Origin of the sequence: Enterococcus sp. FR204 (assembly GCF_031143325.1) — a bacterium.
Lineage (GTDB): Bacteria > Bacillota > Bacilli > Lactobacillales > Enterococcaceae > Enterococcus_B > Enterococcus_B faecium.
In genome coordinates this window covers 1-14,702 of sequence record NZ_JAKZIW010000052.1, presented here as the reverse complement: position 1 = coordinate 14,702, position 14,702 = coordinate 1, and the positions used below count along the sequence as shown (strand labels likewise).

Here is a 14,702-nt window from a genome sequence, read left to right as displayed (position 1 = left end):
TTAATAAAGAACAGTTAGAAGTTAAAATTGCTGATTCACATAGAGTTTATGACTTCTTGGAAATTCTTTTTTTTCAGTAAACATAAAGGTTTGGGTATCGTAACCTTCTTCATGTAGGAAATAGATTATTCCTTTTTCTGTGTTTTGCGTATAAGCTTTTATACTCCTGCCTTTTTTGAAAGAACAGATCGTATAGCCATCTATTTGGTCTGGTAGTCGTTTGATTTTCTTCAAAATGACTTTTTTATCCTCAAGTTTCATTTTTTTCACCTGACTTTATTTTTTTCATATGGAAATCATAGCGCCTTTGGTTATATGAAAACAAGAAGGATACTGAAATATATATAAATCAAATAGTGGTTATTTATTATTAAAATAGCGAATACAAACAAATGACAACTATTTTCTGATTTATTACAAATGTTTTTTCAAATAAATTTGATTACCAAGAAAAGGTAGTGGTATATTTACTGAGGGATACTTTGAAAAACATATGATAGAAACAGTAACAGCATTATGAAAAATCTTTTTATAAAAATGGAGGAATCGATTTGATGGAAGATCAGTATGTACAAGCAATGACGATCGCAGGATCAGATAGCGATGGAAGCGCAGGGATGCAAGCAGATATGCATACATTCTTTACAAGAAATGTTTACGGTGTTTCTGTCATGACCGCATGTGTTGCAGGTAATTCTTACGGAATCGGAGCAAGTGTGACATTGCCAACAGATTTTATCGACAAAGAATTTGAACTGATTGCAAAGGACTTTCAAATACGTGCAGCTAAAACAGGTATGCTAGCAGATTCAAAGTTGATTGAGACAGTTGTAAAAAATTACCAAAAATATGATTTTGGACCATTAGTCGTGGATCCCGTAATCGTAACGAAACATGGAAATCTTTTACTAGAAGAATCTGCTTTGCAAAGCTTGAAAGAAAAGCTTGTCCCTTTGGCCGAAGTACTGACACCTAATTTTTATGAAGCAGAAAAGCTGACTGGACGGACATTAGCAGCTGAAGAAGATTTTGTGCAAGCAGCAAAAGAACTGCAAGATATGGGTGCAAAAAACGTTATGATCAAAGGACATCATGCTAAAGATGCGCAGCAAGAAACAGTCAATGACTACGTATTGCTCGAATCAGGAAAATCATTTTGGTTAAATGCACCATTTTATCCTACCGACCGGATCAACGGAACTGGCGATTCGCTATCTGCATGTATTGCAGCTGAGTTAGCGAAAGGAAAAACAGTTGAACAAGCGATCCGATTGGCAAAAGACTATGTAAACCGTGCAATTCGTGAAGAAATAAATGTAGGGCACAAATATGGACCCATCAATCATTGGGCAGCTGGTGAATTAGAGTAAAAGAAAGAAGTTGTGAGATCAGCGTCCTGTTCTGAGTATTAGAGAAACAAACGGAAAAATAGTTCTCATGTTTTGCCGTTTGCTTCTCTAATACCGAAGGTCAGCTGATTGAACACCGTTTAGTGAAGAGGTTGTGAGCCTGCCGTCCAGCTCCGAGTCACAAGGAACAAGTTCAAAAAACAGCTTCTCATGTTTGTTGAATATTGTGACTTGTGACCGAGGAGTTGGCAGGAGAACACCGTTTGTTCGGAAGAAGGGACTGTGACAAGATTTTTGTCACAGTCCCTTTAATCTTAGTATATTTTTCTCTACTTGAATAAAAAAATTATAGGATTGGAGAAAATAATCGAGAAATTTGTTGCTTGAATAATAGCCAGTTAGACATTTCCTTGACTGTTTCAGTTGTCATGGATAAACAATGTGTCTCATCTTCTTTGAACTGAGTAGCAAGTTCTTCTAAAAACTCAGGATCGTAAATGACAGCACTTGTTTCAAAATTCAATCGGTAGCTACGAATATCTTGATTTGCTGAACCTACCATGCAGATTTCATCATCCATTATCAATGTTTTTGCATGGAGGAAGCCGTTCTCATAGACAAGGATTTGTACATTTTCCTTGATCAGCTGCCGAGCATAATATTGTGTTGCTCGATAAATAAAAGGATGATCCGGTTTGTTGGGAATCATGATTTTCACATCTACACCAGAGGCAGTTGCGATTTTTAAAGCAGCAATGACACTTTCATCAGGAACAAGGTAAGGTGTCTGTATCCAAACACGTTTTTTAGCAGAAGTAATCAATTTGATAAATGAAAGCTTGATTTGTTCCCTTTCGTTATTCGGTCCGCTTGAAACAAGCTGGATGGATGTATCAGCAAGCTTAGATTCATCTCGATCTGCTTTTTTAAAGAAATAATTCAAATGATAGCCGACCTTTTTTTCTTCAGGTACCGAGACGTTCCAGTCTGTTAAGAAGCGAAGCTGGAGCAAAGAAGAAGCGGCACCGAAAATCCGTATATGCGTATCGCGCCAATAGCCGAATTTTTTTGTTGTATTTACATATTGATTGGCAATATTGAAACCACCGGTATAACTAATCTTTCCATCGATCACAACGATTTTTCGGTGATCATGGTAATTCAATCGGAAACGAAGTAATGCCTTTTGTGAGGTAACAAATGTATGGACATGTCCACCATTTTTGATTAGACGATTGAAATCTTTTGCTTTTGTGCCATGAGAGCCAAATGCATCATATAATATTCGAACTTCCACGCCTTCTGCGGCTTTTTCTTCTAAAACATGTAAGACTTGCTGGCCGATATTATCTGTCACAAATGCGTAATATTCGATATGGATCGAATGTTTGGCTTTTTTTAGATCTTGAAGCAGTGAATCCAATTTCTCTTGTCCGTCTGTGAGAAGAGTGACAGAATTCATTCTTGTCAGCGGCATACGATTTAATGAAGAGAAGAAGTCAACAAATTGCTGTTTGTCTTTATCGCCCATGTCAGGATCGTAATGTTCAATGGTATCTCCTCTAAAAGACTGAAAGTTTTCTAATTCTTTCAAGTCACTTTGTCGGAGATAGAATTTTTTCTTATCCGTTAATCCACGTCCGAAAAATAAATATAATACAAAGCCCACCCCAGGAAGGGCAAACAATACTAAGAGCCATGCCCAAATGGCTGCTACATCTCGGGGTTTGATCAAAATAGCCACCAAAGCAATAAGTGCATTTAATAGATAAAGGGCGGTTATAATACTAGATACCACAAAAATGTTCCTCCTTACATACAATAACATTAGTATAGCATGATAGAAGAAAGAAGCCTACCAAGGTGAATATACTTTTCACTCCTTTCATGAAAATGTAGGTAAATCGGGCTAAAGTAGTTGCTTTTTGTAGGTTAATAAGGTAGGATATTAGTACAGTTGAATATCTCCTTAGGGGAGTAACCGGCAACGTTTGTTGCGATAATATCAACAGTAAGTTAACCAAATGGTTTTCTGGTATTGTATGAAATGGTGAGACCTAAGACAAATGCGTATTTGTCTTAGGTCTCTTTTTTTTCAGACAGGATTAGGGCCAAGATCAAAAAATGGGGGATGAAATTTGGAAAACAAGGAACAAGCACAACAAGCGGTCTATAAAGAAACGATCGACTCGTTGATGCAGCAAACGCAGAGCTCAACCGATGGATTGAGCACCACGCAAGCGAAGGAAAAATTAGAAAGAGATGGCTTGAACCAGCTAAAAGAAAAGCCGAAGAAGCCAACTTGGAAATTGTTCTTAGAAACTTTCAAAGATGCAATGGTTATCGTATTGCTGATTGTCGCACTGATTCAGATGGTCATGGGTGACTACATCGAATTCTTAGTTATTTTTGCAGTATTGATGTTGAATTCTATAATCAGTGTTGTCCAAACAAAAAAAGCAGAAGGTTCTTTAGAAGCGTTGAAAAACCTTTCAGCGCCCGATGCTCGAGTGATTCGTGATGGTAAGGAAAAAACGATTCCGGCAAACGAACTTGTGGTAGGAGATATCGTGTTGTTAGACGCAGGCGATTATGTACCTGCTGATGGACGTTTACTAGATGCGGGATCATTAAAAGTAGATGAAGGTATGCTGACAGGAGAGTCGACTTCTGCAGAAAAAGAAGTAACGGATATCACAAGTACGGTACCAATCGGAGATCGTACAAATATGGTATTCAGTGGAACGATCGTAACTTACGGACGCGGTAAATTCTTAGTGACTTCAACTGGGAATAATACGGAGATCGGACAAGTTGCTGGCCTTTTGGAATCAACAACTGAGCAAGTCACTCCGTTACAACGAGGTCTGGATAAATTCAGTAAAAAACTAAGTCTGGCTATTTTGGCATTGTCTTTATTGATTTTAGGTATCCAACTGTTTCGTATTTATCTTGGAGAAGGTACAGGAGATATGACTGCAGATATCGTCAGCGCAGTGATGTTTGCCGTAGCCGTAGCCGTAGCTGCTATTCCAGAAGCATTACAGTCTATCGTAACAATCGTGTTATCTTTGGGAACGAATAAAATGGCAAAACGTCATGCCATTATTCGGAAGCTTCCAGCAGTTGAAACACTTGGTTCGACAAGTATCATCTGTACAGATAAGACTGGTACATTGACACAAAACAAAATGACAGTTGTTGACTACTTTTTAGGTAATGGCGATACTGGGGATTTCACAAATGACCCTTCAAAATGGACAGCTGACGAACGTCGCTTGATCGAAATCAGTGTTTTAGCGAATGATGCATCGATCAGTGAAGACGGTACTAAATTGGGCGACCCTACGGAAGTAGCGTTTATCGACTTTAGTGAAAAATTAAACCAGCCTTATCAGGAAATCCGAAACAACTACCCAAGACAAGCAGAACTTCCTTTCGATTCTGATCGAAAATTAATGTCTACTGGACACACAATTGATAACAAAAATTACTTGTTTGTCAAAGGCGGACCCGATATCGTCTTCCAACGCAGTAAAAAAGTATTGCTAAATGGTGAAGTCGTTCCGATGACGGATGAATTGATGAAAAAATTCCAAGAGCAAAATGAAGCTTTTTCAACACGCGCATTACGTGTACTAGCTTTTGCTTACCGTCCACTTGATAATTTTGATTTATCATTTGAAGATGAAGACGATTTGATCCTTGTTGGTTTGCTTGCTATGATCGATCCTCCACGTGCTGAAGTGACTCAGGCGGTAACAGAAGCAAGAAGTGCAGGAATCAAAACAATCATGATTACTGGTGACCACAAAACAACAGCTGTTGCTATCGCAAAACAAATCGGGATTTTTGAAGAAGGAAACCTGGCTTTGACCGGGACGGAACTAGATGAATTGACAGAAGATCAACTAAACGAAGTTTTAGAAAAAGTCACTGTTTATGCACGTGTTTCACCTGAGAATAAAATTCGTATCGTTCGTGCTTGGCAAAATAAAGGTCATATCTCAGCTATGACAGGTGATGGTGTAAATGACGCACCAGCATTGAAACAAGCAGACATCGGAATTGCTATGGGAACGGGTACAGATGTGGCAAAAGATGCAGCAGCGATGGTATTGACGGATGATAACTTTGCTTCTATTGTCAGCGCAGTAGAAGTAGGACGTAATGTGTTTGATAATATCAAGAAAGCTATTTCTTATCTATTTGCAGGAAATTTAGGTGCGATCATTGCGATCATCTTTGCCTTAGTTGCTGACTGGTCCAATCCATTTACAGCATTACAACTGTTGTTCATCAATTTAGTCAATGATTCACTGCCAGCAATTGCATTAGGTACAGAAAAAGCTGAACCTGATACGATGAACCGCCCGCCAAGAGATCCAAATTCAGGAATCTTTACGGACAAAACATTGATTTCTGTAACGTATCGTGGTGTGCTGATTGGGATTGCTGTTATCTTTGCTCAATGGCTTGGCATGCAGCATTCACCTGAATTCGGTGTAGCCATGTCATTTTCAACATTGATTTGGTGTCGGACATTGCAAACATTCCCAGCACGTTCAAACACACAAACAGCTATCCAAGCAGGGTTCTTCTCTAACAGAAGTGTATTACTAGCTGTAGTTGTATGTAGCGCGCTTTACTGCTTAACAATGATCCCAGGACTGAAAGAAGTCTTCTCTATCCCATCAGCATTTGGATTGACAGAAGTCTTTACATGTATGGGAATCGCACTTGTGACAATTGTTTTGATGGAAATCACTAAATTGATCATTGTACGAGTACAAGGAAATAAATAAAACGAATCAACGAGGTTGTGAGCCTGCCGTTTAATTCTGAGTCACAAGGTGCAATTTCAACAAACAGCTTCTCATGTTTGTTGAATATTGTGACTTGTGACCGAAGAGTTGGCAGGAGAACACCGTTTAAGGAAGAAGTTGTAAAATCAGCATTTTGAGCTAATACTGAGGGTCATCTGATTGGACACTGTTTATTCGGAAAGAGGGACTTTGACACGACTTTGGTCACAGTCCCTTTTTTTATTTATGATAGACGGAAAGCCAATCATTTTATTATTCATCAAAAGAGATAGAATAGATAAAATAGGAGAATAATTTATTCCGAAAAGTGAAAAAATATAACAAAAAATTAGAGGAAATCAAATGAATGAAAAAGAATGGGATGAATTTGCTGAAGAATATTATGAAATCCAGCAAGAATCGCAAGTAACTATTGCTGAAGATGTAAAAAATTATCTGAAAACGGAGAAAGTCCTGCCTGCTGAAACAGCAGCAGACGTTGCTGGAGGATCTGGCAGATTTCTTTCCTTAGCAAAAGAAATTAATCGCTATGATTTGATCGATTTTTCTTCAGGAATGCTAGAAAATGCAAAAAAAGAAGCAGAAAAAAATGAGTTGCCAAATGTTTCCTTTATCAAACAGTCGTTAGAAGAATTTATCCAATCAAATGAGACATATGAAATGGTTTTTACAGCAGCAAATCCAGCATTGGTACATCTTATTCAATTAGAAAAATTGATGAAAAAGTCAAGCAAATGGTGCGTGATAATCAGAGTAGTGGAATCAATCGATGATGTTTTTTATCCTATCGAAAAGCAACTAGGAATGATAGAAGAAGATCCTAATACATCGCCAGTTGTAATGGATCAATTTGAAACATACTTAATTGATGAAGGATTCAAAGTGAAGAAAAAAGATTTTACTTATTTTACACAGGAATCAATTACTGAAGAATTGATGAAGCTATACTATGACGCGTACGCAAAAGATCCTGTTGTGACTAGGTACATTCGCAAACTATTCAGTGAAAAACGAGAAATCCTTAGTACGACTAAGCTGACCTATAGACTGCTCCTTTGGTCCGCAGATAAAAAAAGAACCTTTCACGACTCGTGAAGGGTTCTTTTTATGATTTTATTATATTTTGTAGTAACGAATATCATTTTCGATCTTTGTAATCGAAAAAGGTACATCTGAAGTATATTCTGCACATTCTCCGTGTTCAGGAAGCGTCTCACTGAAAATCGTTTCATATTCGTCAACAGTGATCCGTGTTCGAGAATCTAGCATCTCTTGATGAGATTGTGCGAAGAGATATTCTTGATAGTTTTCTTCCAGATAACCTGTAAAAAATTCACTTACTGCACCAGAACCGTAGCTGAATAGACCGATGCGATCTCCTGGCTGTAGTGATTTCGAATTTTCCAGTAGAGAAGTTAGCCCCAGGTATAATGAACCAGTGTAAAGATTACCGATTCGTCGGCTGTAACGGATGCTTTCTTCATAGCGAGCCATAAGACGTTCCTGATTTTCTTCGTCTGTTTGGTCTAATACGCTTTGCAATGCCTTTTTTCCCATCTTAGTATACGGAATATGGAAAGCAATCGCCTGATAATCTTCGAGTCCTCGACCCGACAATTCTTTATGTCGATTCCAAACTTTTTGGAATGATTCGATATACGTAGAATTAGATAAAGGACCATCAACAACAGGAAATTCGCTATAATCTGGACGCCAGAAATCATAGATATCTTCTGTCAGAAATACGCTGTCGTCTTCAATCGATAAAATACGCGGGTTTTGAGTGATCATCATCGCAACAGCACCGACACCTTGCGTCACTTCACCACCGCTTGCCAAACCGTAACGAGCAATATCACTTGCTATGACTAGTACTTTTCGTTCTGGATGATTTTTGACATATTCTTTCGCCATGTGCAAAGCTGCGGTGCCACCGTAGCAAGCCTCTTTTACTTCAAAAGAACGAGCAAAAGATTGGATTTTCAGTAAATGGTGGATAATTACCGCACTCGCTTTTGAATGATCAATCCCGGATTCTGTTCCGACGATGACCATGTCGATTAGCTCACGTTCTTTTTCTGTTACGATTTTGCTGGCCGCATTTGCTCCTAGTGTAATGATGTCTTCATTTGCACGATTGACTGCCATTTGGTCTTGACCAATCCCTATATGGTATTTTGCAGGATCATCCCCACGGCTTTCTGCCAACTCTGTCATATCTAAATATAAATTAGGAATAAAAAAGGAAAGACGATCAATCCCTATTTTCATTTCAACACCTCTTTACTTATGATAAAAAACTTACTTTACTAAGGTATCATAAAAAGATTAAAAGAAATATAAAAAAGAGAATATTTAAGGATTGTTAAAATTTAATCTTAGAAAAAAATAACTGGAACAAGAGCTATTTGTTTTTACAGCAAAGAATGGTATATTTTTGTAGGAGGTGGCTTACTTGAAAGAAGTCGTTATGATAGATGCTGCAAGAACGCCGATAGGAAAGTATCGCGGAAGTTTAAGTCCATTTACTGCAGTTGAATTAGGCACACTTGTGACTAAAGGATTATTAGATAAAACAAAACTGAAAAAAGATAAAATCGATCAAGTAATATTTGGAAATGTCCTGCAAGCTGGTAATGGTCAAAATGTTGCCAGACAGATTGCTTTGAACAGCGGTCTCCCTGTAGATGTCCCAGCAATGACGATCAATGAAGTTTGCGGATCTGGTATGAAAGCAGTGATCTTAGCACGCCAGCTGATCCAATTAGGTGAAGCAGAACTTGTGATAGCCGGCGGAACAGAGAGTATGTCTCAAGCACCTATGCTGAAACCGTATCAGTCAGAAACAAATGAATATGGTGAACCAATTTCCAGTATGGTCAACGACGGATTGACTGACGCATTTTCAAATGCACATATGGGATTAACCGCAGAGAAGGTTGCAACACAATTTTCTGTGAGCAGAGAAGAGCAGGATCGCTATGCCTTGTCGTCCCAGTTGAAAGCAGCACATGCTGTCGAAGCCGGTGTATTTTCTGAGGAGATCATCCCAGTCAAGATTTCTGATGAAGACGTGTTATCTGAGGATGAAGCAGTTCGTGGAAATAGTACATTGGAAAAACTGGGCACGTTACGTACAGTATTCTCAGAAGAAGGAACTGTAACAGCAGGAAATGCTTCCCCATTGAATGACGGTGCCTCTGTGGTGATCCTTGCATCCAAAGAATACGCAGAAAATAATAATCTGCCTTATTTAGCAACCATCAAAGAAGTAGCGGAGGTCGGTATTGACCCAAGTATCATGGGAATCGCTCCAATCAAAGCCATTCAAAAATTGACAGATAGATCAGGAATGAATTTATCAACAATCGATCTTTTTGAGATCAATGAAGCATTTGCAGCTTCTTCTATCATAGTTAGCCAAGAACTGCAGTTAGATGAAGAAAAGGTCAATATATATGGAGGAGCAATCGCATTAGGCCATCCAATTGGTGCAAGCGGTGCACGTATCTTGACTACATTAGCTTACGGATTGCTTCGTGAACAGAAGAGATACGGTATTGCTTCATTATGTATTGGTGGAGGTTTAGGCTTGGCAGTCTTGTTAGAAGCGAATATGGAGCAAACACATAAGGATGTGCAAAAAAAAAAGTTTTATCAGCTTACGCCATCTGAACGGCGCAGTCAATTAATAGAAAAAAATGTATTGACACAAGAAACTGCGTTGATTTTTCAGGAACAAACACTTTCTGAAGAGCTCTCCGATCACATGATCGAAAACCAAGTGAGTGAAGTGGAAATCCCAATGGGCATCGCGCAGAATTTTCAAATCAATGGTAAGAAAAAATGGATTCCGATGGCAACAGAGGAACCATCTGTCATTGCAGCTGCAAGTAATGGTGCAAAAATCTGTGGAAATATCTGCGCAGAAACACCTCAGCGGCTGATGCGAGGGCAAATCGTTCTATCAGGAAAATCGGAGTATCAAGCAGTGATCAATGCAGTTAATCATCGAAAAGAAGAGCTGATTCTTTGTGCAAATGAAAGTTATCCTTCAATCGTGAAACGCGGGGGCGGTGTTCAAGATATCTCTACTCGGGAATTCATGGGGAGTTTCCATGCATACTTATCTATTGATTTTTTAGTGGATGTAAAAGATGCAATGGGCGCTAACATGATCAACTCGATTCTTGAGAGTGTGGCAAACAAGTTACGGGAGTGGTTCCCTGAAGAAGAGATTCTATTCAGTATTTTAAGTAATTTTGCTACAGAATCATTGGCTTCTGCCTGTTGTGAAATCCCATTCGAACGCTTAGGGAGAAACAAAGAAATCGGTGAACAAATTGCCAAAAAAATCCAACAGGCAGGGGAATATGCGAAGCTTGACCCTTACCGTGCAGCAACGCACAACAAAGGGATCATGAATGGTATAGAAGCTGTAGTGGCAGCTACAGGAAATGATACACGTGCGGTTAGCGCTTCGATCCACGCCTACGCGGCAAGAAATGGATTATACCAAGGATTAACAGACTGGCAGATCAAAGGGGATAAACTAGTTGGAAAACTAACGGTGCCTTTGGCTGTTGCCACAGTAGGCGGAGCTTCCAATATCCTGCCAAAAGCAAAAGCATCTTTAGCTATGTTAGATATTGATTCAGCCAAGGAACTAGCACAAGTAATTGCTGCAGTAGGGTTAGCTCAAAACCTGGCTGCTTTGCGTGCATTAGTTACAGAAGGAATCCAAAAAGGCCACATGGGACTTCAAGCTCGTTCATTAGCGATCTCAATTGGGGCTATTGGTGAGGAAATCGAGCAAGTTGCGAAAAAATTACGTGAAGCAGAAAAGATGAACCAGCAGACAGCTATACAAATATTGGAAAAAATCCGGGAAAAATAAAAAAGCAATATCTTTAGAAGAATAAAGCAAGATTTACAGTTATTTTATTTACTGCAGATCTTGCTTTTTTCTCTATCAGAAAATATGTTTATTATTAGAATTTTTTATAGTTAAGGTTAGGCATCTTAAGAAATCAGGCAACTCCAAGATATCTTCAGGTAGAAGAGAAGTCGCCTAACATTGTAGGATCATAGGTGATTTGTTGGACAGGTCAAGCTGATATTTGAGTCTGATGTTAGAAGGAATTTCTTTTTACTTGCTGTAGAAATTATTATATGACTAAAAAGGCTGGGATTTTAAATCCCAGCCTTTTATGACAAATAGAATTTTTATCGATCAGTAATCGCTGTCGCTGCAAATTGTTCGATCAAAGGAATCAAAGTCAATTTGACTTTGTATTTCCGTTCGAGTGCTTTTTCGATAACGAACTCATTTTCAGTAGTCATAGAAATAGTTGCTAATTTACGAGGTTCATCAGCATTTTTTTCATTAATAACTACTTCATGTTCATTTTGTTCTGTGTAAAATTTAGGATACTCAGCAACGGCTTTTGAAAAATCAGCAAAACTTAAAGCGGCATTCGTATCAGTTGAGCGTGTATTTTCAGTTGTGTCCGCTTTTGGTTTTTCCGTTTTTTCTTCTGGCACACTGACTGTTTCTTCTGTAACTGGTGTCGCAACAGCTTGCGCAGTTGGTTCATCGTTTTTCAATCGTTGATCATTCCAGTAAGACACGATTTCAATAAGAAGATTGTCACGGAATCGTTCGAAAATCCCGTTTTCTCCTGAACGAATTCTCTTTAATACAGTATTGAAGTTGTCATCGATTGGCACGTTGATCCGTGTATCTTCATTTGTTTTCCCAGCTAATCCGATCGTTAAGATTTGACGGTTTTTGGGATCAAGCATGACTTGTAACGGCAAACCATAACGTCGCAAGCTCTCTTCTTCTAGAGAACGGAATAATTGTCCTCTTACACCATCCAATGAAGGACGGAATTGATTTAATAATTTTTGTTTCTGTTTTTTCTTCATATGTTCTCTCCTTCGCTCATACCCTTTCGATTATAAGAAAAAAACAGCCAAATGAAAAGGAGTAATGCAAAAAAACTTGCGTATACGCAAATTACAACAGAAAAATTTGCGTATTTTCCCGTTTTTTGAAAGAAAAATAAAGAATGGAACGGATTATGTATATATACATAATCCGTTCCATTCTTTCTATTTTTTCGGTATCAAGGCAAAAACAGGTAGTTCAGGTGAATAAATGACTTCATGTTCGTGCCAGGGTTTGACCATTAGCGAATGATCGAACCGTTTTTTCAGTTCTTCGATGATTTGATCATGTGTCCAGTTTCTTGCAGGAAAATGTTGGATTTTCTCTGCATCGATCAAAAAGACAAAATCGGAATGAAAAGTCTGGGTAACTTCTTCCGAGAGAGAATTCAAGCGTTCGATTGGATCCATAAAATCACCTTTCGACTTAAAATTGGGTAGTATCTGGGTCTTTTGCTTTGCCGACTACACCATCTAACTGATCAATTTGTTTCATTTCTTCTTCTGTTAATTCAAAATCAAATAATTCAGTATTTTCTTTGATTCTGTTTGGTGTCACTGACTTAGGAAGAGGAAGGAATTCGTGTTGCAGCGACCAACGCAAAGCAACTTGTGCAATCGTCTTGTCATGTGCTTCAGCGATTTGTTTCATTTCAGGCACATCGAAGATTTTACCAGTGCCTAATGGACTATATGCTTCGAGGATCATATCATGTTTTTTTGCATACTCAACTACAGTTGGCTGTAATTCGCCTGGTGCAAGGAAAACTTGATTGACCATCGGCATAATTTTTGCTGTTTTTGCTAGTGTATCTAGATGGTGGGGTAAGAAATTGCTCACACCGATTGCTTTGATTTTACCTGCTTCATACAGTTCTTCAAATGCTCGCCATGTATCTGCATTTGCTTGTTCCCAATTATCACGAAAAGCAACAGGGTTTGGCCAGTGGATCAAAAACAGATCTAAATAATCTGTTTGGAGCTTCTTCAATGATTCTTCAAAAGAAGACATCACAAGTTCATAGCTGTGGTTTGCATTCCATAATTTTGTTGTCAAGAATATCTCTTCTCTAGGAATTCCACTTTCCTTAATCGCTTGGCCGACACTTTCTTCATTCTTGTATCCTTGGGCAGTATCGATATGGCGATAACCTGCAGCCAGCGCTTCTTTAACAGAGGAAACAGCGACATCCCCATCAGGTGTTTGCCATGTGCCGAATCCTACTACCGGGATTTCGTAACCATTTGATAGACGATAAGTGCTTGTTAATGAATTCATACTTTCAGCTCCTTTTTTATTCGTTCAACTATAAGTGTAGCGCATTTTTCGAAAAAAAGAATCCATTTTGTTTCTACTCTTGAAATTTTTGTTTAAAAGAAAATGATTTTGATTATGGTATTTTTGATTTTTTTTCCGTAAACTAAGACAGAAGGGAATGAGAAAATGGATATCTATTTAAAAAAAGCAATTCTGCATATTATTGACAGAGAAACTGGTTCTCCAGTCTTTTCACAAAAAGAGCTGGATCTGACAAAAGAATATATTCGTGATTTTCTTCAAAAGAAGATCCAAAAAATCTCTTCTGCTCAAACAAAAACTGGACAACTAGCAGAAGAAAGCATGATCGTTGAATCACTTAAAATCGCTCAAGAAAATTTTGTGGAAGCAAGTGAAGCAATCGTTCAGCGGTGGTTCGATATCTACCAAGAAAGTGAAGAAGCACCTAGTGCAGATGTATTTGTTGTTTTGTATGAATTAGATACAGTGATGTACTTATCTTTATTGAAAGTCAATTATCGTGAGGCTTACACTCACTTTGTTGAAGCAGACGAAGCAGGGATCGACAACCGCTTGATTTTGAATCGAGCAATTCTAGGGGCGAAAACACAAAAAGCAGATGAAGCATTCGCTGTGAATTTGACTGATTGGACCTACGAATTAATTGAAAAAAAATATGAGTTTTCTGGCAAAAAAGAGCTTTATTTTTCTGGAAGAGTGATCGAAAGTGTTCCTGCACCTTCTTTAGAAGAAAATGTAAAAGTGATCCAAAAAGTAGCCAAGCATCTTGGAAAAAAATTTGAGACAGAAGAATTTGATATCATGGCTGATTTGAAAGAAGCTGTCTATGATACGATAGAAGAAAAAGGTCGGTTGGATCATGAGATGATTGCGGAAAAAGTCTTCAAGGAAAACATCACGGCAAAAATGGCTTTTAAAGAAGAAGTACAAGAGCAAGGATTTGTCCCAGAAGCACCTCCTGTAAAAGAAGTGCAAGAAATTTCTGAGAAAAAATTTGGAAAACAAAAATTCAAGCTATCAAACGGGATCGAACTGATCGTACCAGTAGATGTATATCGCAACCCAGATTTGATTAAATTTGTGAATAATCCGGATGGTACGATATCCGTGATGATCAAAAATGTGGATGAAGTATTGAATCGTTTATAAAAATGACTAGAACATTAGGTGTTCAAGTACCAGTGATCAGTTAAATGAATTGTGTCAAGAGAAGGATCGGAAAAGACGAATATAACAAAAAAAGAGCGTGAGACAGAAGTAAAGAACACTTTTGTC

General features: G+C 38.2%; 11 protein-coding genes. 5 read left to right on the top strand and 6 right to left on the bottom strand.

What is annotated here, in order from left to right:
• Positions 1 to 21: 21 nt before the first annotated feature.
• Positions 22 to 261: a hypothetical protein gene (locus tag RG571_RS10440; protein ID WP_308947667.1), complete on the bottom strand. Its 240-nt coding sequence runs from the start codon at positions 259 to 261 to the stop codon at positions 22 to 24.
• Positions 262 to 554: 293 nt separating this feature from the next.
• Here RG571_RS10440 and thiD point away from each other — a divergent pair, with 293 nt between their 5' ends.
• Positions 555 to 1,370 (top strand): bifunctional hydroxymethylpyrimidine kinase/phosphomethylpyrimidine kinase, encoded by an 816-nt coding sequence (thiD, locus tag RG571_RS10435; protein WP_002294369.1) that lies wholly within the window; start codon positions 555 to 557, stop codon positions 1,368 to 1,370.
• A 325-nt stretch (positions 1,371 to 1,695) separates the two neighbouring features.
• Here thiD and cls read toward each other — a convergent pair whose 3' ends face one another.
• Complete coding sequence (gene cls / locus RG571_RS10430) at positions 1,696 to 3,147, bottom strand: cardiolipin synthase (RefSeq protein ID WP_002339432.1); 1,452 nt, start codon at positions 3,145 to 3,147, stop codon at positions 1,696 to 1,698.
• 340 nt (positions 3,148 to 3,487) lie between these two features.
• Here cls and RG571_RS10425 point away from each other — a divergent pair, with 340 nt between their 5' ends.
• Both RG571_RS10425 and RG571_RS10420 read left to right on the top strand, forming a co-directional pair.
• Positions 3,488 to 6,154 (top strand): cation-translocating P-type ATPase, encoded by a 2,667-nt coding sequence (locus tag RG571_RS10425; RefSeq protein WP_131774360.1) that lies wholly within the window; start codon positions 3,488 to 3,490, stop codon positions 6,152 to 6,154.
• A 363-nt stretch (positions 6,155 to 6,517) separates the two neighbouring features.
• The gene (locus RG571_RS10420) at positions 6,518 to 7,270 is read left to right on the top strand and encodes a class I SAM-dependent methyltransferase (protein WP_002289269.1); all 753 of its coding nucleotides are present in this window, start codon (positions 6,518 to 6,520) and stop codon (positions 7,268 to 7,270) included.
• Positions 7,271 to 7,291: 21 nt separating this feature from the next.
• On the opposite strand, the gene RG571_RS10415 is transcribed toward RG571_RS10420, so the two are convergent.
• Complete coding sequence (locus RG571_RS10415; RefSeq protein ID WP_002339430.1) at positions 7,292 to 8,446, bottom strand: hydroxymethylglutaryl-CoA synthase; 1,155 nt, start codon at positions 8,444 to 8,446, stop codon at positions 7,292 to 7,294.
• Between the two features lie 184 nt (positions 8,447 to 8,630).
• Between RG571_RS10415 and RG571_RS10410 the strand changes: the two genes are divergently transcribed.
• On the top strand, positions 8,631 to 11,072 hold the full coding sequence (locus tag RG571_RS10410) for a hydroxymethylglutaryl-CoA reductase, degradative (RefSeq protein ID WP_002339429.1): 2,442 nt from the start codon (positions 8,631 to 8,633) through the stop codon (positions 11,070 to 11,072).
• Between the two features lie 329 nt (positions 11,073 to 11,401).
• Here RG571_RS10410 and RG571_RS10405 read toward each other — a convergent pair whose 3' ends face one another.
• The 3 genes from RG571_RS10405 to RG571_RS10395 form a co-directional block, all read right to left on the bottom strand.
• The gene (locus tag RG571_RS10405) at positions 11,402 to 12,106 is read right to left on the bottom strand and encodes a hypothetical protein (RefSeq protein ID WP_002289272.1); all 705 of its coding nucleotides are present in this window, start codon (positions 12,104 to 12,106) and stop codon (positions 11,402 to 11,404) included.
• 186 nt (positions 12,107 to 12,292) lie between these two features.
• Positions 12,293 to 12,538 carry a hypothetical protein gene (locus tag RG571_RS10400; RefSeq protein WP_002289275.1) on the bottom strand — a complete coding sequence of 82 codons (246 nt, stop codon included), beginning with the start codon at positions 12,536 to 12,538 and terminating at the stop codon, positions 12,293 to 12,295.
• A gap of 16 nt (positions 12,539 to 12,554) precedes the next feature.
• Positions 12,555 to 13,406, bottom strand: coding sequence for an aldo/keto reductase (locus tag RG571_RS10395; protein ID WP_002339427.1), 852 nt, complete (start codon positions 13,404 to 13,406; stop codon positions 12,555 to 12,557).
• 165 nt (positions 13,407 to 13,571) lie between these two features.
• On the opposite strand from RG571_RS10395, the gene RG571_RS10390 reads away from it, so the two are divergent.
• Entirely contained in the window at positions 13,572 to 14,576 is a 1,005-nt protein-coding gene (locus tag RG571_RS10390) for a nucleoid-associated protein (protein WP_308947804.1), read from the top strand.
• Positions 14,577 to 14,702 lie beyond the last annotated feature (126 nt).